Origin of the sequence: Micromonospora sp. AMSO31t (assembly GCF_008868175.1) — a bacterium.
Classification (GTDB): Bacteria; Actinomycetota; Actinomycetes; order Mycobacteriales; family Micromonosporaceae; genus Micromonospora.
The window spans coordinates 1-24,243 of record NZ_WBKT01000058.1; the positions used below are offsets into that span (position 1 = coordinate 1).

22 protein-coding genes are annotated in these 24,243 nt (G+C 73.9%); 8 read left to right on the forward strand and 14 right to left on the reverse strand.

Annotated features, from left to right (window positions below):
* Window positions 1–173: 173 nt before the first annotated feature.
* Window positions 174–1,007 (reverse strand): O-methyltransferase, encoded by an 834-nt coding sequence (locus F8274_RS15310; RefSeq protein ID WP_151463063.1) that lies wholly within the window; start codon window positions 1,005–1,007, stop codon window positions 174–176.
* 120 nt (window positions 1,008–1,127) lie between these two features.
* Between F8274_RS15310 and F8274_RS15315 the strand changes: the two genes are divergently transcribed.
* Window positions 1,128–2,201: an LCP family protein gene (locus F8274_RS15315; protein ID WP_151463064.1), complete on the forward strand. Its 1,074-nt coding sequence runs from the start codon at window positions 1,128–1,130 to the stop codon at window positions 2,199–2,201.
* 12 nt (window positions 2,202–2,213) lie between these two features.
* Here the strand turns inward: F8274_RS15315 and F8274_RS15320 are convergent, their stop codons facing one another.
* The 5 genes from F8274_RS15320 to F8274_RS31255 form a co-directional block, all read right to left on the reverse strand.
* Window positions 2,214–3,359, reverse strand: a complete 1,146-nt coding sequence (locus F8274_RS15320) for an endo-1,4-beta-xylanase (protein WP_225853809.1) — start codon at window positions 3,357–3,359, stop codon at window positions 2,214–2,216.
* Entirely contained in the window at window positions 3,356–4,531 is a 1,176-nt protein-coding gene (locus tag F8274_RS15325) for a polysaccharide pyruvyl transferase family protein (protein WP_151463065.1), read from the reverse strand. The genes F8274_RS15320 and F8274_RS15325 overlap by 4 nt, the downstream gene beginning before the upstream one ends.
* Window positions 4,521–5,840 carry a lipopolysaccharide biosynthesis protein gene (locus F8274_RS15330; RefSeq protein ID WP_151463066.1) on the reverse strand — a complete coding sequence of 440 codons (1,320 nt, stop codon included), beginning with the start codon at window positions 5,838–5,840 and terminating at the stop codon, window positions 4,521–4,523. Before F8274_RS15330 ends, F8274_RS15325 begins: the two co-directional genes overlap by 11 nt.
* A 52-nt stretch (window positions 5,841–5,892) precedes the next feature.
* Window positions 5,893–6,675, reverse strand: coding sequence for a glycosyltransferase (locus F8274_RS15335; protein ID WP_192579846.1), 783 nt, complete (start codon window positions 6,673–6,675; stop codon window positions 5,893–5,895).
* Between the two features lie 107 nt (window positions 6,676–6,782).
* Window positions 6,783–8,222, reverse strand: a complete 1,440-nt coding sequence (locus F8274_RS31255) for a hypothetical protein (RefSeq protein WP_192579847.1) — start codon at window positions 8,220–8,222, stop codon at window positions 6,783–6,785.
* 382 nt (window positions 8,223–8,604) lie between these two features.
* Between F8274_RS31255 and F8274_RS15340 the strand changes: the two genes are divergently transcribed.
* Window positions 8,605–9,450: a glycosyltransferase family 2 protein gene (locus F8274_RS15340; RefSeq protein ID WP_225853810.1), complete on the forward strand. Its 846-nt coding sequence runs from the start codon at window positions 8,605–8,607 to the stop codon at window positions 9,448–9,450.
* 6 nt (window positions 9,451–9,456) lie between these two features.
* Here F8274_RS15340 and F8274_RS15345 read toward each other — a convergent pair whose 3' ends face one another.
* The gene (locus tag F8274_RS15345; protein ID WP_151463069.1) at window positions 9,457–11,325 is read right to left on the reverse strand and encodes a trypsin-like peptidase domain-containing protein; all 1,869 of its coding nucleotides are present in this window, start codon (window positions 11,323–11,325) and stop codon (window positions 9,457–9,459) included.
* Between the two features lie 129 nt (window positions 11,326–11,454).
* Between F8274_RS15345 and F8274_RS15350 the strand changes: the two genes are divergently transcribed.
* Genes F8274_RS15350 through hutH form a run of 6 tightly spaced genes read left to right on the forward strand, consistent with a single transcriptional unit; the run spans window position 11,455 to window position 19,328 of the window.
* Window positions 11,455–12,303, forward strand: coding sequence for a MurR/RpiR family transcriptional regulator (locus F8274_RS15350; RefSeq protein ID WP_151463070.1), 849 nt, complete (start codon window positions 11,455–11,457; stop codon window positions 12,301–12,303).
* Window positions 12,304–12,315: 12 nt separating this feature from the next.
* Window positions 12,316–13,980, forward strand: coding sequence for a urocanate hydratase (gene hutU / locus F8274_RS15355; protein ID WP_151463071.1), 1,665 nt, complete (start codon window positions 12,316–12,318; stop codon window positions 13,978–13,980).
* Entirely contained in the window at window positions 13,977–15,176 is a 1,200-nt protein-coding gene (locus tag F8274_RS15360) for an allantoate amidohydrolase (RefSeq protein ID WP_151463072.1), read from the forward strand. Before hutU ends, F8274_RS15360 begins: the two co-directional genes overlap by 4 nt.
* Window positions 15,173–16,525, forward strand: a complete 1,353-nt coding sequence (locus F8274_RS15365; protein WP_151463088.1) for a formimidoylglutamate deiminase — start codon at window positions 15,173–15,175, stop codon at window positions 16,523–16,525. Before F8274_RS15360 ends, F8274_RS15365 begins: the two co-directional genes overlap by 4 nt.
* A gap of 44 nt (window positions 16,526–16,569) precedes the next feature.
* Window positions 16,570–17,802, forward strand: a complete 1,233-nt coding sequence (hutI, locus tag F8274_RS15370) for an imidazolonepropionase (protein WP_151463089.1) — start codon at window positions 16,570–16,572, stop codon at window positions 17,800–17,802.
* Window positions 17,790–19,328: a histidine ammonia-lyase gene (gene hutH, locus F8274_RS15375; protein WP_151463073.1), complete on the forward strand. Its 1,539-nt coding sequence runs from the start codon at window positions 17,790–17,792 to the stop codon at window positions 19,326–19,328. The genes hutI and hutH overlap by 13 nt, the downstream gene beginning before the upstream one ends.
* Before the next feature lie 89 nt (window positions 19,329–19,417).
* On the opposite strand, the gene rdgB is transcribed toward hutH, so the two are convergent.
* The 7 genes from rdgB to F8274_RS15410 all read right to left on the reverse strand — a co-directional run bounded on the left by rdgB (window position 19,418) and on the right by F8274_RS15410 (window position 24,197).
* On the reverse strand, window positions 19,418–20,035 hold the full coding sequence (gene rdgB / locus F8274_RS15380) for an RdgB/HAM1 family non-canonical purine NTP pyrophosphatase (RefSeq protein WP_151463074.1): 618 nt from the start codon (window positions 20,033–20,035) through the stop codon (window positions 19,418–19,420).
* Between the two features lie 34 nt (window positions 20,036–20,069).
* Window positions 20,070–20,795 (reverse strand): ribonuclease PH, encoded by a 726-nt coding sequence (gene rph, locus F8274_RS15385; RefSeq protein WP_151463075.1) that lies wholly within the window; start codon window positions 20,793–20,795, stop codon window positions 20,070–20,072.
* A 51-nt stretch (window positions 20,796–20,846) separates the two neighbouring features.
* Window positions 20,847–21,293 carry a hypothetical protein gene (locus tag F8274_RS15390; protein ID WP_151463076.1) on the reverse strand — a complete coding sequence of 149 codons (447 nt, stop codon included), beginning with the start codon at window positions 21,291–21,293 and terminating at the stop codon, window positions 20,847–20,849.
* A gap of 24 nt (window positions 21,294–21,317) precedes the next feature.
* Window positions 21,318–22,064, reverse strand: a complete 747-nt coding sequence (locus F8274_RS15395) for an MBL fold metallo-hydrolase (RefSeq protein WP_151463077.1) — start codon at window positions 22,062–22,064, stop codon at window positions 21,318–21,320.
* Window positions 22,065–22,289: 225 nt separating this feature from the next.
* Entirely contained in the window at window positions 22,290–23,255 is a 966-nt protein-coding gene (locus F8274_RS15400; protein ID WP_151463078.1) for a PLP-dependent cysteine synthase family protein, read from the reverse strand.
* Between the two features lie 14 nt (window positions 23,256–23,269).
* Entirely contained in the window at window positions 23,270–23,641 is a 372-nt protein-coding gene (locus F8274_RS15405) for a MoaD/ThiS family protein (RefSeq protein ID WP_151463079.1), read from the reverse strand.
* A gap of 70 nt (window positions 23,642–23,711) precedes the next feature.
* Complete coding sequence (locus tag F8274_RS15410; RefSeq protein ID WP_151463080.1) at window positions 23,712–24,197, reverse strand: Mov34/MPN/PAD-1 family protein; 486 nt, start codon at window positions 24,195–24,197, stop codon at window positions 23,712–23,714.
* Window positions 24,198–24,243 lie beyond the last annotated feature (46 nt).

Sequence of the window (24,243 nt, forward strand, 5' to 3'; positions counted from 1 at the left end):
CGGCGAGCCAGCGGCGGGGGCCGGCCGGGGCACGGCGGCGGCCGGCACGGATGGGTGGGTGCTGGTCCGCGGGGCGGCCGGGAGCGCTGCCGTCGGTCACGCCGCTCGATGCTGCCGGACCGGTGGGGCGCCGGACAAGCGGGCTAAGCGAAAGCTAAGACGGGGCGCGAGCGTCACCAGGCGACGCCGATGCCGTCGCCCGGATACCAGTGCCCGGCGGGAGTCTCCCGGTAGGCGAGGAACCGCCGGCCGGTGTGTTCGGCGTGCTCGGCGAGGACGTTGGTGGCGGTGACGTTGTCGGTGAGGAGCATGGCGCCGGGGGCGAGCTTCGGTTCGGCCGCCTCGAACTCGCTGCGCTCGTGCACCCGGCTGTGGTCGCTGTCGTGCAGGAACAGGTCGACGGGTCGCTCCAGCGCGCGGATCGAGGCGACCGAGTCGCCGATGACGAGGTCGACCACGTCGGCCCAGGGGGTGGCCTTGGCCAGGTAGCCGGCCTCGGGGTTGATGTCGAGCGAGGTGAGCCGGCCGGGGTGGCCCTCGGCGGCGTTGCGGAGCAGGGCGGCGGCCAGGACGCAGCTGCCGAGGCCCTTGTCTACTCCGGTCTCCACGACGTGGGCGGGCTTGCGGGCGCGGACGATGGCGTACCAGCCGATGCGGCGGGCATAGCGGACCTGGCGGTCGGCCAGGCCACGGCGGGAGGCGGCGGCCGTGGCCGCCTCGATGTGGGTACGCAGCTTGTCGTCGCCCTCGATCTCGGCGAACCAGCGGCGCACCTGCCCGACCGGGACGTCGCAGGCCACGCTGACGAACCAGGCCAGGTGGTGCCGGCTGAGCTTGGTCAGCTCGTACGTGTAGTTGTGGTGCTCCCGGGAGGTGAGCAGCCACCGGGCGGAGGTGCGCAGCACCCGGGCGTCGTGCCGGGCGACCCGGGCCAGGCGCTTCGGGAAGGCGGCGACCGGCGCGAGCCGGGTCCGGGCGATGGCCCGGCGGAGCTTCGTTGCATCCACCCCCGACGTTGTACCAGGTTCGAGGCAACGGTTGAGGAGGAAAGCGCCGAACGAATGAGTGAGGCTGGCCGGTCGGACGAGGGTCGGCGTGACGGAGCGTGAGTCAGTAGCATCGCGCGCATGCCAGATCCCCAGCAGACCGTCGACCCGGATCCGGACGCGCCGACCGCACCGTCCGAGGTGGACCCCACCGGCGAGGAGCCGACGGACGCGGCCCCACGTCCGCGACGCGGCCGGCGTTTCGCCCTGATCGTGCTGCTGGTGGTGGTGTTGCTCGGTGCAGGTGGTGTCGGCGGCGGGTACTTCTACCTGCGCTCGGTCGATTCCCGCATCGAGCGGGTCGACGCCTTCCAGGGCGTGCCGCAGGAGGCCCGTCCGCCCGTCGCCGCCAAGGGGGCCATGAACATCATGGTCCTCGGCAGCGATTCGCGGGACCCGGAGAACACCACCGGTTCGCGGTCGGACACCATCATCGTGGCCCACCTGCCGAAGGACCGGAAAAGCGCCGAGCTGATCTCCATCCCGCGGGACACCTGGGTGCACGTCCCGCGATCGAAGGACGGCCGGCACGGCGACCGCGACGCGAAGATCAACGCAGCGTATGCCTGGGGTGGGGTGCCGCTGATGGTGCAGACCGTCGAGCAGTTCACCGGGGTCCGGATCGACCACGTGGCCATCATCGACTTCGCCGGGTTCAAGGACATCATCGACGCGATCGGCGGCATCGACATCGACTCGGACCGGGAGTTCACCTCGATCCACCCGCCGTTCCGGAAGTTCGCCAAAGGCGTGCAGCACATGGACGGTGAGACGGCCCTGGACTGGTCCCGGCAACGCAAGCAGTTCCCGGACGGTGACTTCGCCCGGATCCGGCACCAGCAGCAGGTGATCCGGGCCATCCTCGACCGGGCCGCCTCCGGCGGCATCCTCACCAATCCCGGCAAGCTGAACGACTTCGTCAAGGCGTCGTCGGCCGCGGTGTCGGTGGACAAGGGGATGTCGCTGCTCGACATGGCAGCCGACCTGCGGAACCTGCGGGGCGGCAACCTGTTCTTCTTCACCAGCCCGACGAAGGGCACCGGTCGCGTCGGCACGGAGAGCGTGGTGTTCCCGGACCCGGCGAAGGTACGCACTTTCTACGACGCGGTGCGCCGCGACGCGGTCAAGGAGATCCTGGGCGGCGCCCAGCGGTGACCCGGCGGACGGTCAGCCGCCCGGACCTCGTGGCCGCCTCGTGCCGAGCAACTCGATCATGGCGGTGTGTGCCGGCTTCGGCCGGTACTGGGCGTCCAGCAGGCACGCGGCGCCGTAGCCGCGGTGGTACCCGGGGATCCAGCTCCGGGCGTCCGTGAAGCCCCAGACGGTCAGTGACACGCAGGCCGGCACGGACAGGCAGGCCGCCAGCACGTCCCGGTAGACAGCCGCCTGCTGGCGCAGCTGCGCCGGGCCGGCCGGCAGCTTCACCCGGACGTCGAGTTCGGTGATGGCGACGGAGACGCCCAGGGCGGCGAAGCGGCGCAGGTTGGCGGCGAGGCCGGCGGGCCGCCGGGCCGACTCCAGGTGGGCCTGGAAGCCCACCCCGTCCACCGGCACCCCCTGGGCGCGCAGGTCCCGCACCAGCCTCAGCAGGGCGTCGGACTTGCGGCTCCGCTCCTCCGTCCCGTAGTCGTTGATGAACAGCCGGGCGCTCGGGTCGGCGGCGTGGGCCCAGCGGAACGCGTCGGCGATGTAGCCGGGGCCGAGCTTGCGCAGCCACAGCGTGTCCCGCAGCGTGCCGTCCTCGTCGAGCGCCTCGTTGACCACGTCCCAGGCCCACACCCGGTCCCGGTAGTGGGAGACGACAGCGGTGACGTGCGCGCGCAGCACGGCCCGGAGCCGCTCCGGGGACCAGTCCGGTGACACCCACTGCGGCACGTCGTTGTGCCAGACCAGGGTGTGGCCGTAGACCGACTGGCGGCCGCGCTGCGCGAAGTCGATGAGCTGGTCGGCGCCGACCCAGGCGTAGACCCCTTCCGAGGGCTCCAGGTTGCGCCATTTCATCGCGTTCTCGGCGGTCACCGTGTCGAACTCGGTGGCCAGCACGTCCCGGTAGGTGGAGTCGAGGCTCAGCGCACGCCCGTCGATGGCCGTGCCGATCCGCACTCCGGGCGGCATCAGGTCGCGCAGCCTGTCGCGCTCCGGGGTGGGAGCCGGCGGGGAGGGCGTCGCCGAGCCGGCGACGGACGGGCCGGTGGACCGCCCGTGGCCGCTCGCGGTGACCACCACCAGCGTGGCGAGCAGGACGGCGCCGAGCGCCAGGGTCACCGCGAGCAGCAGGGTGGACCTGGACGAGCGGCGGGAGTCTGCGGTCACCGCGGAGACGGCTCGGCGGTGGCGCCGAGCGCCCACGGCGCCCGGGTGAAGTTCAGCCGGGCACGGTCGGCGAAGTCCGACCGGGACAGGCCGGGCACCGCGGTTTCGGTGAGCATGGCGGCAAGTATCCGGGTCACCTCCGCCGGGTCGCGCGGGACCCGGCCGAGGCGCAGCGACGCCGGCTGCGCGATCTCATCCAGGAAGTCGTCACACTTCTTCTGGTACGGCACCAGCGTGAACGGGACCCCGGCCAGGTAGGCGAAGACGGCACCGTGCAGCCGCATGTGCAGGCCCAGGTCGCACCGCTTCATCTCGTCCCAGCAGGCGCGTACGCCGTCCCGGGCGGTGACGACGCGGACGTCGCAGACACCCTCGACGGCCGCGCGCAGCCGCCGGCTGACCCCCTCGTCACCGTGCACGGGATGGGTGTTGAAGACGAACACCGTCACGTCGACCGGCTCCTTGAGGACCAGGGCCCGGACCCCGTCGATAAGCGCGGCCTCACGTCGCCGGGACTCGTCGTCCCCGGCCTCGTAGTCCACGCCGAGCAGGGTCACGCCCAGCCGTGCCCGCCTCCCGGTGGGCCGGGGCGCCCGAAGCGGGACGGGCTCGCCGAGCGCCTCGGGCAGCAGGCCGGCCAGGTCGCCGGCGGGCACCAGCAGGCCCGGATGCCCAGCGTTCCGGAGGATCTCGGCGGAGGCGAGGTCGCGTACCCCGATGAAGTCGACCCGGCGCAGCACGTCGAGCAGCCGCCGCTCGGCGACCGGCGACAGGAACGGCCCCACCGAGACGCCGAGCGCAGCCATCGGGTGCCCGGACAGGCGGGAGAAGTAGGAGAAGAGCTTCTTCTCGCTGAGCGGGCCCATCTCCCGGAACACCGACCCGCCACCGAACACCAGCATCGAGGAGCGCCGCAGCAGGGCGGCCTTGTTGAGCAGGGTGCCGGCGCGGCCGGTCACACCGCCGCGGACGTACCAGCGGGGATCCATTCCGGTGCGGTCGCCGGGCAGGTCCACCAGCGGCGGCGCCGCGAAGATCGGCGCCGCCGAGCCCCAGTACGCCCGGAGGGCCCAGTCCACGACGACGCAGAAGGCGTTGTCACCGACGTTGTCCATGCCGTAGTAGCCGACGACGAGGGGGCGTCGGGCTGCGGGTGCTGACTCAGGATGCACGGGGATCCTCCGTTGTCAGCCGGCGCCGGACGTCCCGCCAGGAGGGCAGCGGGGCGTCGCCGACCACCCGCCGGCGCACCGCGACCCAGAAGAGACAGCAGAGCGCGATCTCGGCGACGACTGTCGCCGTCGCCGCCCCCATGATGCCCCACACCGGCGTCGCCACAGCCAGCGCGACCAGGTAGACCGCGGCGCCGACGCCCTGGTAGGCGACCTTGCGCCGGAGGAGGCCACCGCTGGTGAGCAGCGACGCCACGGCGGCGCCACCGAAGCGGAACGGAATGGCCAGTGCCAGTACGGCGAGCACGGCTGCCGAGTCGGCGTACTCGGCGCCGAGCAGCACCGGCAGCAGAGGGCCGGCGGCCAGCGCCACCGGTGCCGCGATGACCGCTCCGAGCAGCAGCATCCCGGCGCCGCCGTAGCGGTAGGCCAGCAGGATCGCGTCCCGGTCGGAGCCGGCCCAGCGGTGCAGCTTGGCGAGGAAGTACTGCTGGTAGACGACCCGGGGCACCAGATAGACGGCGGCCAGCACGGACATCGGCACGGACAGCAGGGCGGCCGCCTCCGGGCTGAGGAATTCGCCGGCCACCACGGTGCCGAGGTACATGCCCAGCAGGTAGAAGACGTTGCCCAGCACGAAGGGCAGCGCCGCGCCGAGCACGGCGCGCCCCGCCACCGGCCGATCCGGCGGCGGCGGGGCCTCGGCCCGGGGATGGCCCTCCAGTGGCATGACGCCCCGGACGAACGGACGCATCACCACCAGGCAGGCCATCACGGTCAGCAGGGCGACGACGGCGTACCCGGCCGCCGCGGCGACCACGCCCAGGCCCGCCGCCCACACGGCGAGCACCACCAGGACCCGACCCAGGTGCGGCGCGAACTGGAGGGCGGACAACCCCCGGTAGTCGCCCCGTAGCTGCTGCACCGAGGCGACCAGCCCCAGCGCGGCCTGGGCGACCACCACGGCGGCCAGCAGCGCCCGGACGGTGGCCGCCTCCGCATCGGGCAGCGCCGCGACACCCCACAGGAGCACCGCCGCGGCGATCAGCGCGCTCCAGCCGGCGACCACCCGCACCGAGGGCCCGACCCAGCGGTACGCCCCGGCGCCCTCCTGGCCGAATCGCTGCAACCACAGCTCGGAGACGCCGAACACGGCCAGCGGGGCGGTGAGCGACACCAACGCCAGCACGGTGGTGAACGTGCCGAAGTGGGCCTGCGGCAGGCTGCGGGCCAGCAGGATCTGGGTGGCGAAGGCGGCGACGGTCACCCCGACCTGGCTGAGCCCCAGCATCCCGAGGTGCACCAGCATCGCGACGAGGCGGTTGCCGCGTCGGGACCGGACGGGAGGGCCGGCTGGCAGCTCAACGGCCGAGGGTGACAAGCCACTTCCCCGCTTCGCTCAGGGCACGCAGCGCCTTGATACCCAGGCCGGCCCCAGGGACCCGGCACGGCCGGTACATGTCGACCAGGCGGAACCAGAACACCAGGCCGCTCATCCGGCCCCGCGTCACGTTGCCGTCGTGCCGCCGGAACAGCACGACGGGGTGGGCCAGCCGGCGCGGGTGAACGCCGGCCCGCAGCGCGCGCAACACCAGCTCGATGTCTTCGAAGAGGCGGAAGCTCTCGTCGTAGCCGCCGATGCGGTCGAGCACCCGACGGTCGATGGTGGTGCCGGAGTGCTTGAACGGCAGCCGGGGCCGGGTCAGCACGCCGAGCAGCATCCGGCCGGGCGTCCGGTAGTCCGGTAGTTGGATGCTCCGGGCCCGGTCCCTGCTCACCTCGCGGTAGTCGGTGTAGATCCAGTGCGCCCCGGTCGTGGTCAGCAGGTGGTGCAGTCGGCCGAGCGCGTCCGTCGACAGTTCGTCGTCGGAGTCGAGCACGGTGACGTAGCGGCCGGTCGACATCCGCAGCGCCACGTTGCGCGCCTGCGCGATGCCGCTGGGCGGCTGGGTGAACACCCGGACCCGGCCGTCCGCGGAGAGCATCGCCTCGTGCAGCACCCGGGTGACCGGCACCTGCGAGCCGTCGTCGACGACGACCACCTCGAAGTCGGGGAAGTCGTTCGCGAGCACGCTGCGGATGGCATTGACCAGCAGCACGGCCCGGTCGCGCACGACGATGCAGACCGAGAAGGTGGGCACCACGCGCGGTCTCTCGGCCGGCTGGGGCTGGTGGCCGGGGCGGGTGACGCCCAGGGTCCCGCCCGTCGGTTGCGCACCGTGGTTCCGAAGGGGCGCCGGGGGCCAGGGGCTCACGGCGCGTCCCCGCCTTCCTCCGCCACCGTGGGCGCCGCCGCGCCGCTGTCCTCCTCCTCCGCCGCCTCGGCCGTCTCCCGGTCGATGCTGAGCAGCAGCACCAGGCCGAAGACGAAGAGCCACAGGAAGTACGGGTAGGCCAGCGGCTTCTGCGTCAGTCCGAAGAGGACGAGCGTGGCGAAGAGCACGGCCAGGGGCAGCCGCCCGGTGGGACCGATGCGGGTCCGGACCAGGCGGTAGAGCCCCACCAGGACGGCGAGGGTCAGGCCCACCCCGAGCACGCCCCAGATGACCAGCACCCGCAGCCAGTCGTTGTGCATGTCCCACGGCTCGTACCCGAAACCGAACAGCCACACGTCCAGCGGGGACCGGTGCAGGATCTCGGCCACGTCGTTCCAGATCGCACCCCGGCCGTGCATGAACGTGTCGGAGCGGACGTCGAGCGACCCGACCTCGGTGAGGGTGACGTGGGCCTTGTTGCGCACTGTGGCGTTGGACAGGGCGCCGGCCACCGCGGCGACCACGGCCAGCGTCGCGCCGACGGCCAGCGGGAGCCGACGGCGCGCGATGCCGGTCCGCCAGCCGCGCAGCCGCCGCGCCTCGAACGCGACGACGATGACGGCCAGGCAGACGATGGTGAATCGGTGCAGGGAGACGACTCCGGTGGCGACGAAGAGCGCGATGAGGGCGTACCGCACGGCCGCGCGGAGCCGGAGGCGGTCGCCGAGCACGTAGATGAGGAACACGGCGAACATGAGCAGCCGGCCGAGCGACATGGGGTGGTAGTAGCCGCCGGAGGCCCGCCCGATCTTCTGCCCGGGCAGCTCGAAGTAGAACGAGTACGGCAGCACCCCGGCGACCTGGAGCCAGGCCAGTACGCAGTGCACGACCGCCGCCGCCACGACCACCCCGGCGACCAGCGCGAGCCGTCGCGAGGGGAACCAGCCCGGCCGCAGCAGCACGAGGCCGAGCAGGGCCAGCGGGGCGAAGCCGACGACCAGCCGGAGCGCCTCGGCCGGTATGGCCGAGGTCGGTTCCAGGTGCGGGCCGTAGATCGAGTAGCGGCGGATGTCGAAGAGGTCGAGGAGATCCGCACGGGCCGGCACGGCCAGGTAGTCGATGCCGGACATGACGAGCATCGCGACGAGCGCCACCAGCATGAACAGCAAGGAGCGGGCGGGCAGCCGGCGGCCGGCGTACACCACCGCGGCGAGCGCGCCCAGCATCAGCAGCGCGCCCAGCACCGTGACGACGACACCGACGTCGATCGAGTCGCCCGCCTTGGACTCACCGACGTCGAGCAGCGGCTTGACCGCGACCAGCGCCAGCGCCCCGGTGACCGCGCGGCGGGCGAGGCGCTCGATCCGGGTCGCCGGTGCATCGGACGACGCGCCGCCCGGTGCGGGATCCCGGGCCGGGTGGGTCAGGGTCTCCATCAGGGCGTGCGTCTCCCAAGGTCTGTCGCCACCACAACGACCGCCGGTGCGATCGGTCCCCATAGGCGGCGGCAACGGTCACCTGAGCACCGTCCTGTTCGGTCGGTCGCGTTCAGGCTGAAACAGGAGGACGATATCAGCGGGGCGGGAGACCGCGGTGTCCCGAACGGCGTGGTCCACACCGCATCTGCGGCCGCCGAGCGGGGTGTTGAGCAGCACTTCGGACCGGTCCGGTTCATCGGACACGTCCCCTTGACGGCGCTGCTGCCCGATACGTGACCCGCCTTGCGGCCGCCACGACCGGTCCGGCAAGCTGGCAGCCGATCACGGCGGGCCCGCGCGACGCCACGGCCCGCCGCCGCCCCTCATGGAGTGTGGACAGGTGCCCGAACCGGCCGAGCCGAGAACGATCAGTGTGGTGATCGCCGCGCACAACGAGGCGACGGTGCTCGGTGGTTGCCTGGACGGCCTGCTCGCCGACGCCGAGCCGGGCGAGCTGGACATCGTCGTGGTCGCCAACGGGTGCACCGACGCCACCGCCGAGGTCGCCGCCGCCCGTTCCGGCGTCCGCGTCGTGGAGCTGGCGGAGGCCGGGAAGGCCCGGGCGCTGAACGCGGGCGACGCCGTGGCGCGCGGCTTCCCCCGCTTCTATCTGGACGCCGACGTGGTGCTCAGCTCCGGGGCGCTGCGGCGGATGGCGGACGTGCTGACCGCCGACGGGTCACCGCCGCTCGCGGTGACCCCGCGACGGGCCATGGTGACCGACGGCCGGTCCCTGCCGGTCCGCGGCTACTACGCGATCAGCACGCGGCTGCCCATCTTCGCCGACGCGCTGTTCGGCCGGGGCACGGTGGGCCTGTCCGCGGCCGGCCGGGCCCGGTTCGAGGGCTTCCCGGCGGAGATCGCCGACGACATGTTCCTCGACTCGCTGTTCTCCTCGGCAGAGAAGTGCGAGGTGGCCGGCGCGACCTCGTACGTGCAGGCGCCACGCAGGACGCCGGACCTGGTCCGCACCCTGGCCCGCGTGCGGGCCGGCAACACCATGCTGCGCGCCAGCCACGCGGGGGTGCGGCCCTCGGCGCGCTCGTCCTGGCTGCGCGACGTGGTCCTGCCGCGACCGTGGCTGATTCCGGCGGCGGCGATCTACGTCACGCTGACCCTGGTCGCGGCGTCGCGGGCCCGTCGTCACCCGCGCGACGACTGGGGTCGGGACGATTCGACCCGCTGACCGGCGTCACCGCTGACGTCGGCGCAGCAACAACGCGAGCAGCCCGACCACCAGCGCGCCGCCGAGCGCGGCGAAGATGACGGCCGGCAACGCGGACGGGTTCGGCTCGTCGGTTGCCAGCTTCTCCCGGTCGGCGGCGCTCTGCCGGTACGCCTGTGCGAGCAGGTTGGTCGGCACGGCCTCCGCCACCGCGGCGAGGTGTGACTCGGCGGTGCTGCTGCGACCGGTGAACCAGGCGTCGAGCCCGGAGCGGTAGAGCTTGTCGGTGTCGGCGAGGGTGTTGCTCACGCCCGCCTCGCCGAGCAGGGTCGTGGCGGCGGAAACCGGCACCAGGGCCCGGTTCGCACCGCCGTCGGCCGCCCGGTCACTGTCCACCACGCCGACGACCCGACCGGCGGCGTCCACCGCGACGCCGCCGTGCGAGTAGATCCCGATGTCGTCGTTGACCCGCTGGACCGCGACGCTGCCCTGGTCGCCCGTCCCCGTCACCTGCACCACCTTGGACTCCACCGTGAAGCGGGCGCCCCGGAAGGCGCTGTCGGTGGTCCCGTAGCCCAGCAGGAGCAGCGCGCTGCCCGGACCGGGCGCCTCCCCCGCAGCCAGCTCGACGGCGGGCAGCTTGGCCTGGGACAGCCTGACGACGGCGACGTTGCCGGCGTCCGGTTCGAGCACCCGGACCACCTCGCCCGGGATCGCCGGGCTGGTCGCCAGGTCGCCCCGCGCCACGTTCAACTGCCCGGACACCTGGCTGGTGAACGGCGCGGCCGGGTCGGTGCCGGTGAACCGGGTGGTCGTCAGCTTCGACCGGACGTACCCCTCCAGGCCGCCGGCGGCGAGCCGCTTCTGGTCGACGAGGATCCGGCCCAGGGTGTTGAGGGCACGCTCGCGCGCGGCGTCGTCGGTCGGCCGCACGCACTGCCCGTTGGTGAGCACGACCCCGTCGGCGTTCACCACGAAGCCGGAACAGCGCCGCTTGAAGGTGACCGGGGTGGGGCTGATCGGGGCGCCGGTCTTCGTGTCCCGCAGCATGCCGGTGAAGCTGGCCTCGACGAAGACCAGGGACGGCGCGGCGATCGCCAGGGCACGCTCCTCGGCGCTGTACGGCGCGGCCTGCGTCCACGGCCGGAGCCCCGGAGCCGCGGCCGACGACGCCGGCGCCGCGGTGGCGAAGCTGGTCGTCCCGCCGGGCAGGGCGGTGGGCTCCTCGTCGCCGGAGGTGGCCCAGAGCAGCGCGCCGGTGCCGACGGCGGCGATGAGGACCACCAGCCCGGCGATGACGGCCGCGGAGAGCCCGCGGCGGCGCGGGGCCGGCGGTGAGGGCTGGATGCGGCGCACCGGGTCGGCGAACGCGTCCACCGGGGACGTGTCGGCGGGCGACACGGGCTGCGCCGGCGAGATCGGGGCGGCTTCCACCGGCGCCTGCTGATGCGGGGTCACGGCGGCGTGCATGGCCCAGGGCAGCGGCGCGCCGGAGGTCGGCGTCGGCGTGCCGGAGACGGGTGCCCCGGAGACCGGCTGTGGCGGGTTCGTGACGGTGCCGGTGGCGGGAATGAGGACCTCCGCCTCGGCCTCCGCCGGGTGCAGCTCCATGCCGAGGCTCTGGAAGAGGCGCTGGGCGCCCACCCCCTCCTCGGACGGGTACGCCACCCACGGCTTGGCGGCGGCGAAATCGGCGTTGACGTAGCGCTGCCCGGCGAGGGCCATCGCGTTCGCGGCGTTCGCGAACGCCTCCCGCCAGGGCTGATCCGTAGCGGCGGCGCCGTCGAGCACCGCCACGGTCACCAGCCGGTCCTGCCCGTCGATGGCCCACCACGCCGTGCCCACCGGGCAGACGCCGAGCGACTCGGTGAACCTGTACGGACCAACCGGCTGCATGCCACTTCTCCTCTGCTCACCCGCCGTGCGGATAGTACAGAGCGACCGCCCGCGCCCTCGTCCTCCGGTCGCCGCATGACCACCGGCCGAAGGTTGCGCGCTGAAAGTTTTCATGCATAGAGTCAGGCCGTGAATGAAAGCGGTGCGGCACCCACCGACCGCCTGCTCGACCTCTTCCACGGCGTCCGGCTCACCCCGACCCAGCGCCGCATCGCACACTGCCTGGTCAAGCAGGCGGGCGCGGCGGCGTACCTGTCCGCGGCGGAGGTGGCCGAGCTGGCCGGGGTCAGCCAGCCGTCGGTGACCCGGTTCGCCATGGCGCTCGGGCACGACGGTTACCCCGCGCTGCGCCGCCGGCTGCGCGAGCTGACCGCCACCGGCGCCGCCGACCCGGCCGACGCCGGCAACGCCCTCCAGCGGGCGGTCCACGCCGAGATGGGCAACCTCGACCGGCTCGCCGGTCAGCTCGCTGACGCGCAGCGCATCGCCGAGGTCGGCCGGCTCCTCGCGGCAAGCCGCCCGCTGCCGGTGCTCGGCCTGCGCGCCGCCGCACCCCTCGCGGCGTACTTCGCGTACTTCGCCGCCAAGGTGCACCCGGACGTGCGGGTCGTCGACGACGGGGGCAGCCTCCTGGCCGACCGGCTCGAACAGGCCGCCGCGGCCGGGGCGCGCGCGCTGCTCGCCTTCGTGCTGCCCCGCTACCCCCGGGAGACCCTGGACGCGCTGCGCGAGGCCCGGGACGCCGGGCTGACCGTCGTGGCCATCACCGACTCCCCGGTGAGCCCGGCCACCGACCACGCCGACGTGGTGCTCCCCGCCGCCGTCGGCACCGACCTGGTCTTCGACCTGCACACCGCCCCGATGACCCTGGCCATGGTGGTGCTCCAGGCGATCTGTGACGCCACCCCCGCCGAAACCCAGGCCCGGCTCGAGGCGTTCGAGTCGTCCGCCACCCGTCGCCAGTTGTTCCTCGGCTGAGAGGAGTACGAGATGCACCAGCCCGTCCGCGCCGCCCGCGGCACCGCACGCACCGCCCAGGGGTGGCCCCAGGAGGCCGCGCTGCGGATGCTGATGAACAACCTCGACCCGGAGGTGGCCGAGCGCCCCGAGGACCTGGTGGTCTACGGCGGCACCGGCAGGGCGGCCCGGGACTGGCCGTCGTACCACGCGCTGGTCCGGACGCTGACCGACCTGCGTGACGACGAGACCATGCTGGTGCAGTCGGGCCGCCCGGTCGGCGTGATGCGCACCCACGAGTGGGCGCCCCGGGTGCTGCTGGCCAACTCGAACCTGGTCGGCGACTGGGCCACCTGGCCGGAGTTCCGCCGGCTCGAAGCGCTCGGCCTCACCATGTACGGGCAGATGACCGCCGGCTCCTGGATCTACATCGGCACCCAGGGCATCCTCCAGGGCACCTACGAGACGTTCGCGGCGGTGGCCGAGAAGCGGTTCGCCGGCACCCTGGCCGGGACGCTGACGCTGACCGCCGGCTGCGGCGGGATGGGCGGGGCGCAGCCCCTGGCGGTCACCATGAACGGCGGCGCCTGCCTGATCGTCGACGTGGACCGCACCCGGCTGGAGCGCCGGGCGCACGACCGCTACCTGGACGAGATCGCCGACTCGCTGGACGACGCGGTCGAGCAGGCGCTCGCCGCCAAGCGGGACCGCCGGGCGCTCAGCGTCGGGGCGGTCGGCAACGCCGCCACGGTCTTCCCGGAGCTGCTGCGCCGGGGCGTCGCCATCGACATCGTCACCGACCAGACCAGCGCGCACGACCCGCTGTCGTACCTGCCTGAGGGGGTGGAGCTGGCCGACGCCCGGGACTACGCGGCGACGAAGCCGGCCGAGTTCACCGACCGGGCGCGGGCCTCGATGGCCAAGCACGTCGAGGCGATGGTCGGCTTCCTCGACGCCGGCGCCGAGGTCTTCGACTACGGCAACTCCATCCGGGGCGAGGCGAAGCTCGGCGGCTACGAGCGGGCGTTCGACTTCCCCGGCTTCGTGCCGGCGTACATCCGGCCGCTGTTCTGCGAGGGCAAGGGCCCGTTCCGGTGGGCGGCGCTCTCCGGTGACCCGAAGGACATCGCGGCCACCGACCGGGCCATCCTCGACCTGTTCCCGGAGAACGAGTCCCTGGCCCGGTGGATCCGGCTGGCCGGCGAGCGGGTCGCCTTCCAGGGCCTGCCGGCCCGGATCTGCTGGCTCGGCTACGGCGAGCGGGACAAGGCCGGGGTGCGGTTCAACGAGATGGTCGCGTCCGGCGAGCTGAGCGCGCCCGTGGTCATCGGCCGGGACCACCTGGACTGCGGCAGCGTGGCCAGCCCCTACCGGGAGACCGAGGCGATGGCCGACGGCTCCGACGCGATCGCCGACTGGCCGCTGCTCAACGCGCTGGTCAACACCGCCAGCGGGGCGTCCTGGGTGTCGATCCACCACGGCGGCGGCGTGGGCATCGGCCGGTCCATCCACGCGGGGCAGGTCTGCGTGGCCGACGGCACCGCCCTCGCCGGGCAGAAGATCGAGCGGGTGCTCACGAACGACCCGGCCATGGGCGTCATCCGGCACGTCGACGCCGGCTACGACGACGCCCGCGAGGTCGCCGCCCGCACCGGCGTCCGGGTGCCCATGGCGGAGGGCACGGAGGGTACGGCGTGAGCGATCTCGCCGCCCGGTTCCGCAAGCTCTGGGACGACATCGCGCCCGTCGGGCGGGACGCGGGCAGTCGCGGTTACCTGCGCTACGCCCTCACCGAGCCGGAGCTGTCGCTGCGGACCTGGTTCCGGGAGCAGGCCGGGCAGCGGGGCATGCCGGTCAGCGAGGACGGCAACGGCAACCTCTTCGCCTGGTGGGGTGACCCGGCGGCCGGGGACGCGGTGCTCACCGGCAGCCACTTCGACTCGGTGCCGCACGGCGGGGCCTACGACGGGCCGCTCGGCATCGTCAGCGCCTTCCTGGCCGTGGACGAGCTGCGGGCCGCCGGGGTCGCCCCGGCCCGCCCGGTGGTGGTGGCCGCGTTCGTCGAGGAGGAGGGCGGCCGGTTCGGCGTACCCTGCCTGGGCTCGCGGCTGCTCACCGGGGAGATTGCGGTGGAGCGCGCGGCCGGGCTGCGCGACGCGGCGGGGGTGAGCTTCGCCGAGGCGCTGGGCGACCGGCCGGCGGGCGCCGACCCTGGCCTGCTCGGCCGCTTCGCGGCCTTCGTGGAGCTGCACGTCGAGCAGGGCCGGGCGCTGGTCGACCTCGGCGCGCCGGTCGCGGTGGCCAGCGCCATCTGGCCGCACGGCCGCTGGCGCTTCGACTTCGCCGGCGAGGGCAACCATGCGGGTACGACCCGGATGGCCGACCGCCGCGACCCGATGCTCACCTACGCGTTCACGGTGCTCGCCGCGAACAAGGAGGCCCGGCTGCGCGACGCGCACGCCACGGTGGGCCGGGTGGCCGTCGAGCCGAACGCCACCAACGCCATCCCGTCGAGGGTGACCGGCTGGCTGGACGCCCGGGCGGCCGAGCCGGAGACGCTGGACGGCCTGGTCGAGGCGGTCCGGGCCAAGGCCACCGAGCGGGCGAGGCGGGACGGCACCGAGCTGACCTGCACGCAGGAGTCGGCCACCCCGCTGGTGGCCTTCGACGGTGGGCTGTCCGGCCGGCTGGCCGCGCTGCTCGACGCGCCGGTGCTGCCCACCGGCGCCGGGCACGACGCCGGGGTGCTGGCCGCGCACCTGCCGACCGCGATGCTCTTCGTGCGCAACCCGACCGGGGTGTCGCACTCCCCCGCCGAGTCCGCTACCGACGCCGACTGCGCGGCCGGGGTGACGGCCCTGGCCCGGGTGCTGGAGGAGCTGGCATGCCGCTGACCCGCTGGCTGGCCGAGTACGCCTGGCTGCCCGACCACGCCGAACCCACCCCCGACGTGCTCATCGAGGCCGAGGCCGGCCGGATCACGGCGGTCACCCCGCTGGTCGGCGGCGGCGCGGCGCCCGCCGGGGTCGAGGTGCTCGGCGACGCGGTACGCCTGCCCGGGCTCACCCTGCCCGGCCTGGCCAACGCCCACTCGCACGCCTTCCACCGGGCGCTGCGCGGGCGCACCCACGGCGGGCGGGGCGACTTCTGGAGCTGGCGGGACGTCATGTACGACGTGGCGGCCCGACTCGATCCCGACTCCTACCTGGCCCTGGCCCGGGCCGCGTACGCGGAGATGGCCCTCGCGGGCATCACCTGCGTGGGCGAGTTCCACTACCTGCACCACGGCCCGGAGGGCCGGCCGTACGCCGACCCGAACGCCATGTCGGCCGCGCTGGTCGAGGCCGCCGCGCACGCCGGGATCCGGCTCACCCTGCTGGACACGGCGTACCTGACCGCGGGCGTGGACGGCGCGGAGCTGGTCGGGACGCAGCGCCGGTTCGGTGACGGCGACGCGTTGCGCTGGGCGGAGCGGGTCGACGCGTTCCGCCCCGAGAACGACCACGCCCGGCGGGGCGCGGCCATCCACTCGGTTCGCGCGGTGCCCGCCGAGCAGCTCGCCACGGTGGCCGGCTGGGCCGACCGCAACGGGATGCCGCTGCACGTGCACCTGTCCGAGCAGCCCGCCGAGAACGACGCCTGCCGCGCCGTGCACGGCTGCACCCCGACGCGGCTGCTGGCCGACCACGGGGTGCTCGGCCCGCACACCACGGCGGTGCACGCCACCCACCCGACGAGCGGCGACGTCGCGTTGCTCGGGGAGAGCCGGACCGGGGTGTGCCTCTGCCCCACCACCGAGCGGGACCTGGCCGACGGGATCGGGCCGGCCCGACGGATGGCCGAGGCGGGCAGTCCGCTCAGCGTGGGCAGCGACAGCCACGCCGTGGTGGACCTCTTCGAGGAGGCCCGCGCCGTGGAGCTGGACGAGCGCCTGCGGACGCGCCGGCGGGGGCACTTCAGCCCGGCCGAGCTGGTCACCGCGGCCACCGTGGCCGGGCACGCCGCGCTCGGCTGGGGCGACGCGGGCCGGCTGTCGGTGGGCGACCGGGCCGACCTCGTGACGGTACGGCTGGACAGCGCCCGGACGGCCGGTGTGCCGCCGGTCGGGGCGTTCTTCGCGGCCACCGCCGCCGACGTGACGCACGTGGTGGTCGACGGGCGGACGGTCGTGGCCGACGGCCGGCACCAGACCGTGGACGTCCCCACCGAGCTGCGGCACGCCATCGGGGAGGTGACGTCGTGAGCCAGGGCGACTGGCAGCACCGCCCGGTGCGACCGGGCGACCCGGTGCGGCCGGCGCCGCGGAACAGCGGCAGCCTGCTGGTCGACAACATCGGGGAGCTGGTCACCAACGACACCGGCGGCGGGGGCGGGCCGCTCGGCGTCCGCCGGGACGCCGCCGTGCTGGTCGAGGACGGGCAGGTGGCCTGGATCGGGCCGGCCCGGTACGCGCCGGCCGCCGACCGGCGCATCGACGCCGAGGGCGGCGCCGTGCTGCCCGGCTTCGTGGACAGCCACGCCCACCTGGTCTTCGCGGGCGACCGGGCCGCCGAGTTCGCCGCCCGGATGGCCGGCGAGCCCTACACCGGGGGCGGCATCCGGACCACCGTCGGCGCCACCCGGGCCGCCTCCGACGACCAGCTGCGGGACACCGTCCGGCGGCTGCGCGGCGAGGCCATGCGGCAGGGCACCACCACCGTCGAGATCAAGAGCGGGTACGGGCTGACCGTCGCCGACGAGGCGCGCTCGCTGCGGATCGCCGCCGAGTTCACCGAGGACACCACGTTCCTCGGCGCGCACGTGGTCCCCGCCGAGTACGCCGACCGCCCCGACGACTACGTGGGCATGGTGTGCGGGCCGATGCTGGCCGCCGCCGCGCCCCACGCCCGCTGGATCGACGTGTTCTGCGAGCGGGGCGCCTTCGACGTGGACCACGCCCGCGCGATCCTCGCCTGCGGGCAGGCCGTCGGGCTGGGCGTGCGGGTGCACGCCAACCAGCTCGGCCCCGGGCCGGGCGTGCAGCTGGGCGTGGAGCTGGGCGCGGCCAGCGTGGACCACTGCACCCACCTGTCCGACGCCGACATCGACGCGCTCGCGTCCCACCGGGTCGACTGCGTGTGCCCGGAGGGCCGGCACACCACCACGGTCGCCACCCTGCTGCCCGGCGCCGAGTTCTCCACCCGGTCGCCGTACCCGGACGCTCGCCGGCTGCTCGACGCGGGCGTCACCGTGGCCCTAGCCACCGACTGCAACCCCGGTTCGTCGTACACGTCGTCCATGCCGTTCTGCATCGCCCTCGCCGTACGCGAGATGCGGATGACCCCGGCGGAGGCGGTGTGGGCCGCGACGGCCGGTGGCGCGGCGGCCCTGCGCCGCAGCGACGTGGGGCGGCTCGCGCGGGGCGCGCGGGCCGACCTGATGATCCTCGACGCCCCGTCCCACCTGCACCTGGCCTACCGGCCGGGTGTCCCGCTGATCCGCCAGGTTCTGCACAACGGAGTGCCGCAATGTCGACCGTAGTCATCCAGCCCACCGGGATCTCCCCCGCCGACGTGCTCGCCGTGGCCCGCGGCACCGCCAAGGTCGTCCTCGACCCCGCCACGGTGGAGGCGATGGCCACCAGCCGGTCCATCGTGGACGGCATCGAGGCCGCCGGCCGGCCCGTGTACGGCGTCTCCACCGGTTTCGGGGCGCTCGCCAACACGTTCGTCGCGCCCGAGCGGCGGGCCGAGCTCCAGCACGCGCTGATCCGCTCGCACGCCGCCGGGGTGGGCGCGCCCATGCCCCGCGAGGTGGTGAGGGCCATGATGCTGCTGCGGGTGCGCTCGCTCGCCCTCGGCCGCTCCGGGGTCCGCCCGCTGGTCGCCGAGGCCCTCGTGGACCTGCTCAACCACGAGGTGACCCCGTGGGTGCCGGAGCACGGCTCCCTCGGTGCCTCCGGCGACCTGGCGCCGTTGGCGCACTGCGCGCTGGTGCTGCTCGGTGAGGGCTGGGTGCTCGGCCCGGCCGGCGACCGGATCCCGGCCGGTGACGCGCTGCGCCGCGTCGGGCTGGAGCCGGTGGGGCTGGCCGCCAAGGAGGGGCTGGCGCTCATCAACGGCACCGACGGCATGCTGGGCATGCTGCTGCTGGCCGTCCACGACGCCCGGCACCTGTTCGCCATGGCCGACGTGACCGCCGCGCTGGCCATCGAGGCGATGCTCGGCTCGGAGCGGCCGTTCCTGCCCGAGCTGCACGCCATCCGGCCGCACCCGGGCCAGGCCGCCTCGGCCGCGAACATCCACAAGCTGCTGCAGAACTCGGCGGTGATGGACTCGCACCGCGACGACCTGGCGCACGCCGTGCAGGACGCGTACTCGATGCGCTGCGCGCCGCAGGTGGCCGGCGCGGCCCGGGACACCCTCGACTTCGTCGAGGTGGTCGCCGGGCGGGAGCTGCTGTCGGTCGTGGACAACCCGGTGGTGCTGCCGGACGGGCGGGTCGAGTCGACCGGCAACTTCCACGGCGCGCCGCTCGGCTTCGCCGCCGACTACCTGGCCATCGCCGCGTCCGAGGTGGGTGCGATCGCCGAACGCCGGGTGGACCGGCTGCTCGACGTGACCCGCTCCCGGCAACTGCCGGCGTTCCTCTCCCCCGACGCCGGGGTCAACTCCGGCCTGATGATCGCCCAGTACACGGCCGCCGGCATCGTCGCGGAGAACCGCCGGCTCGCCGCGCCCGCCTCGGTCGACTCGCTGCCCACCAGCGGCATGCAGGAGGACCACGTCTCGATGGGCTGGGCGGCGACCAAGAAGCTGCGCACCGTGCTGGACAACCTGACCAGCCTGCTGGCGGTCGAACTGCTGGCCGCCGTGCGCGGGCTCCAGCTCCGCGCCCCGCTGACCCCGTCGCCGGCCGGCCGGGCCGCGCTGGCCGCGCTCGGCGAGGCGATCGGCGAGCCGGGTCCGGACGTGTTCCTCGCCCCGCTCATGGAGGCGGCGCGGGAGGTCGTGCGTGGCCCCGGGCTCCGCACCGCCATCGAGCGCGAGGTCGGCCCGCTGGGCTGAGGTCGGCGCCTCGATCGCTGACGGCTCAGCCACCGGTCCGGCGGCGTGTCCGGTCCTCCGCCCGTCAGCGATCGGGGCGCGGGTTCACGTCAGGTGGCCGGCGGGAGCACCTTGGCGACCAGCTTGGCCAGCTCCCGCAGCGCCTTGCCCCGGTGGCTGACCGCGTCCTTCTCCTCCGGGGTCAGCTCCGCGTTGGTCCGCTCCTGCCCGTCGCCCAGGAAGATCGGGTCGTAGCCGAAGCCGCCGTCGCCGCGCGGGGCGCGCAGCAGGCGGCCCGGCTGCCGGCCGTCGACCAGGTGCTCCTTGCCGCTGGGAAGCACCAGCGCCACCGTGCAGACGAAGGCGGCGCCCCGGTGCTCGTCCGGCAGGTCGGCGATCTGGTCCAGCACGAGCTGGAAGTTGGCCTGGTCGTCGCCGTGCCGGCCGGCCCAGCGGGCGCTGAACACGCCCGGCATGCCGTTGAGGGCGTCCACCACCAGGCCCGAGTCGTCGGCGATGGTGGGCAGGCCGGTCCGCCGGCAGCCCTCCCGGGCCTTGATGAGCGCGTTCTCGCCGAAGGTCAGGCCCGACTCCGGCAGCTCCGGGTATTCCTCGACGTCGTCCAGGCCGAGCAGGGCGATCCGGTGGGCGCCGAGCGCACCGTCGAGGATCCGCTGCAGCTCGACGAGCTTCTTCCGGTTGCGGGTGGCCAGGAGCACGCTGTTCATGTTCAACGCCTTCCGCTGCGCGTCAGCCAGTTCATCAGTTCAGTGCCTTCCGCTGCGCGTCGGCCAGGTCCAGGCAGCCCGCCACGCCCAGGTCGAGCAGGGCGTCCAGCTGCTCCCGGGCGAAGACGCCGGCCTCGCCCGTCCCCTGCACCTCGACGAAGTCACCCGTCCCCGTGCAGACCACGTTCATGTCGACCTCGGCCGCCACGTCCTCCTCGTAGCAGAGGTCGAGTCGCGGCTCCCCGGCGATGATGCCGACGCTGACCGCGGCCACCGACCGGTGCATCACCTTCTCCACCTTGCCCGCCAGAGCCTTGCGCTCGGCGAGCCAGGTGACCGCGTCGTGCAGCGCCACGTACGCGCCCGTGATGGCGGCCGTCCGGGTGCCGCCGTCGGCCTGGAGCACGTCGCAGTCGAGCACCACCGAGTTCTCGCCGAGCGCCTTCAGGTCGACGCAGGCCCGCAGGCTGCGGCCGATGAGCCGGGAGATCTCGTGGGTCCGGCCACCGACCCTCCCCTTGACGCTCTCCCGGTCCGAGCGGGTGTTCGTGGCCCGGGGCAGCATCGCGTACTCGGCGGTCACCCAGCCGAGCCCGGAGCCCTTGCGCCAGCGGGGCACGCCCTCGGTCACGCTGGCCGTGCAGAGCACCCGGGTCGCGCCGAACTCGACGAGCACCGAGCCCTCCGGGTGAGTGCTCCAGCCCCGGGTCAGGGTCACCGGTCGGAGTTGGTCGGGCCGCCGCCCGTCAGGTCGTGCCATCCCTGCACCCTATGCGGTGCCGTGATCGAACCGCCCCCGGGTGCCCACCGTTCAGTCGTGCCAGCCGACGCTCAGCGTCACGGTGACCGAACCGTCGACGCTGCTCCTCCCGCTGCGGGGAAGGACGCTGACCACGCTGGCGGTCATCGAGAAGCCGTCGCGCTTCCAGGTGAAGACGCCGCAGGTCGGGATGCCGGGGTCGGCCAGACAGGTCCGCATCCGGTCCACGGCGATGGGCAGGCCGGCGTTGGCCAGCCACGCCTGGAGGCTCTGCGCCACGTCGACCGGGCAGGCGCCCCGCTGGCAGACGAGCTTGTAGGTGGCGCCGGCCGTGTTCTCGTCCGCCGCGACGCCGGAACTCGTGAAGCCGGCGGGCACACCGGCGTCGTCGACCATCTCCGTGCGCTGCTCCTGCAGCTGGCGGGGCTGGTACCACCCGTTGTAGGTGAAGGCGCCGCAGCAGCAGAGCCCGAGCAGCAGCGCGCCGACGGCGAGCACGAAGACCGCCGTCGGCCAGGGCCGTCAGACGTCGTACGAGGCGCCGGCGCGGACCACCTCGAGCGGCCCGGTGTACGCCCCGGCCGCCGACTCCACGGTGTGCGACTCACTGCCCCAGGCGGGGACGAGGTGGGTGAGCAGCAGCCGGCCCACCCCCGCCTTGGTGGCCGCCTCGCCGGCCTCCCGGCCGGTCAGGTGCAGGTCCGGTGGGTTGTCCACCCCGTCCATGTAGCTGGCCTCGCAGAGGAACACGTCGGCGCCCTGGGCGAGGCGCAGCAGCGCGTCGCAGGGTGCGGTGTCCGCCGAATAGCAGAACACCCGGCCGCCGTGCTCCAGCCGCACCCCGTACGTCTCGACCGGGTGGTTCATCCGGTCGACCGTGACGGTGAACGGGCCGATCGGGAAGGTGCCCGGCTGCAGGCCGTAGAACTGGTACACGTCCTCCACCGAGCCCTCCTCCTGCCCGTACGCGCTGGCCAGCCGGTCCGGCGCGCCGGAGGGGGCGTACATCGGCAGGGGCGGGTACGGGCCGTCCGGGGCGTACCGGCGCACCACCACGTAGGACACCGCGTCGAACATGTGGTCGCAGTGCAGGTGGGTGAGGAGGATGGCGTCGGGGGCGTGCAGCCCGACGTAGCGCTGGAGCGTGGAGAGCGAACCCACCCCGAAGTCGATCAGGAGCCGGAACCCGTCGGCCTCCATCAGGTAGGCGGAGCAGGGAGACTCGGGCCCGGGGAAGCTGCCCGCGCACCCCAGGACGGTCAGTCGCATCCGGTCGCCTCGATCTCACGCTCGGTAGTCGACACGCCGGCGGTCGCCCCGCCGATGATCACTACCGACGCGTTCGCCACGCTGCGCAGCCTACGCGTCGGCCTGGTCGGGCAAGAATCATCTGCCGGAAGTTGTCATCAACGTGACACCCGCACACATCCGGTCCTGGGAGGTAACGGTCGGTTCGGTCTGCGGCGTGCGCAGACCGAACCGACCGTCGCGCCGTCAGGCCCAGAGCTGCCCCTCCAGGGCGTCCTCGGCGTCCGCGAGGGTGCCGCCGTACGCCCCGGTCGACAGGTACTTCCAGCCGCCGTCGGCGACCACGAAGGCCACGTCGGCGCGGCGGCCGTCACGGACCGCCTCGTGCGCCACCGCGAGGGCGGCGTGCAGGATCGCCCCGGTGGAGAAACCGGCGAAGATCCCCTCCACCTCGACGAGCTGCCGGGTACGCAGCACCGCGTCCCGGGTGCCCACCGAGAAGCGCCGGGAGAGCACGGTGGCGTCGTACAGCTCGGGCACGTAGCCCTCGTCGATGTTGCGCAGCCCGTAGACCAGCTCGCCGTAGCGGGGCTCGGCGGCGACGACCTGGATGCCGTCGACCTTCTCCCGCAGGTAGCGCCCCGTGCCCATCAGGGTGCCGGTGGTGCCCAGGCCGGCCACGAAGTGGGTGATGGTCGGCAGGTCGTGCAGCAGCTCCGGCCCGGTCGTCTCGTAGTGCGCCCGGGCGTTCGCCTCGTTGCCGTACTGGAAGAGCATCACCCAGTCGGGGTGCTCGGCGGCGATCTCCTTGGCGGTGGCGACGGCCTGGTTCGAGCCGCCCGCCGCCGGCGAGAAGATGATCTCGGCGCCGTACATCCGGAGCAGCTGGACCCGCTCGGTGGAGACGTTCTCCGGCATCACGCAGACCAGCCGGTAGCCGCGCAGCTTGGCCACCATGGCGAGCGAGATGCCGGTGTTGCCGCTGGTCGGCTCCAGGATCGTGTCGCCGGGACGGAGCCGGCCGGCCTCCTCGGCCGCGCGGACCATGAACAGGGCCGCCCGGTCCTTGATGCTGCCGGTCGGGTTCCGGTCCTCCAGCTTCGCCCACAGGCGCACCGGCGGCGCCCCGTCGGGGACCGTCGGCGAGAGCCGCGGCAGCCCGACCAGGGGCGTGCCGCCGCTCGCGTCGAGCAGGCTGTCGTACCGCGCCATGCCGCCGACCGCCCTCAGCGGGCGGTGACGGACGCGCGGGGACCGGCGATCGCGGCCGCGGCCGCGGCGGCACTGTGCTGGGCGATCGCCGCGGCGGCGGCGAAGCCGAACGCGCCACCGGCCACGGCCGGCAGGATGGTGACGCTGTCGCCGTCGTTCAGCTTGGCGTCGAGCGCGCCGAGGAAGCGTACGTCCTCGTCGTTGACGTAGACGTTGACGAACCGGTGCAGGGCGCCGGCGTCGGTGACCAGCCGGGCCCGCAGGCCGGCGTGCCGGGAGTCCAGGTCGACGAGCAGGTCGCCCAGGGTGTCGCCGCTGCCCTCGACGACCTTCGCGCCGCCGGTGTAGCTGCGCAGGATGGTGGGGATGCGAACCTCGATGGCCATGATGTCTCGTGCTCCTTGTTCGGGTCGTGCCAGGTGACGGGAAGAAGAAAGGTGTGCCGGCGCTGGAAGGTCAGCGGTCGGAACACTCGTAGTCGACCGTCGCCGGGCTCTGCCCGAACATGTAGGACTGGACGGCGTGCGGGTCCACGGCAGCCACGATCTCGACCGGCTCCTCGGTGACCACGCCGTCGACGATCCGGAAGGAGCGGATCTCCTCGGTGTCGGGCTCGCGGGTCGAGACGAGCAGGTAGTGCGCACCCGGCTCCCCGGCGAAGGACACGTCCGTGCGGGACGGGTAGGCCTCCGTCGCGGTGTGCGAGTGGTAGATGACGACCGGCTCCTCGTCGCGGTCGTCCATCTCCCGCCATACCCGCAACTGCTCCATCGAGTCGAACTCGTAGAAGGTCATGGAGCGGGCGGCGTTGTCCATCGGGATGTGCCGGGTGGGGGTGTCGCTGCCGGCGGGACCGGCGACCACGCCGCACGCCTCGTCCGGGTGGTCCCGACGCGCGTGGGCCACGATCGCGTCGATGATCGACCGGTCGATGCTCAGCACGCCGCCAAGCCTAGCCCCTGGCCGTCTCGGGCCGCGAGGTGGCGGC

Bases quoted from the DNA above. Each gene is read 5' to 3' on its own strand.
- F8274_RS15405 (WP_151463079.1), bottom strand. From the start codon at position 23,641: ATGGCCATCGAGGTTCGCATCCCCACCATCCTGCGCAGCTACACCGGC.
- F8274_RS15330 (WP_151463066.1), bottom strand. From the start codon at position 5,840: ATGCTGGTGCACCTCGGGATGCTGGGGCTCAGCCAGGTCGGGGTGACC.
- F8274_RS15400 (WP_151463078.1), bottom strand. From the start codon at position 23,255: ATGGCGCGGTACGACAGCCTGCTCGACGCGAGCGGCGGCACGCCCCTG.
- rdgB (WP_151463074.1), bottom strand. From the start codon at position 20,035: ATGAACAGCGTGCTCCTGGCCACCCGCAACCGGAAGAAGCTCGTCGAG.
- F8274_RS15315 (WP_151463064.1), top strand. From the start codon at position 1,128: ATGCCAGATCCCCAGCAGACCGTCGACCCGGATCCGGACGCGCCGACC.
- hutH (WP_151463073.1), top strand. From the start codon at position 17,790: ATGTCGACCGTAGTCATCCAGCCCACCGGGATCTCCCCCGCCGACGTG.
- F8274_RS15395 (WP_151463077.1), bottom strand. From the start codon at position 22,064: ATGCGACTGACCGTCCTGGGGTGCGCGGGCAGCTTCCCCGGGCCCGAG.
- F8274_RS31255 (WP_192579847.1), bottom strand. From the start codon at position 8,222: ATGGAGACCCTGACCCACCCGGCCCGGGATCCCGCACCGGGCGGCGCG.
- F8274_RS15345 (WP_151463069.1), bottom strand. From the start codon at position 11,325: ATGCAGCCGGTTGGTCCGTACAGGTTCACCGAGTCGCTCGGCGTCTGC.
- rph (WP_151463075.1), bottom strand. From the start codon at position 20,795: ATGGCACGACCTGACGGGCGGCGGCCCGACCAACTCCGACCGGTGACC.
- hutU (WP_151463071.1), top strand. From the start codon at position 12,316: ATGCACCAGCCCGTCCGCGCCGCCCGCGGCACCGCACGCACCGCCCAG.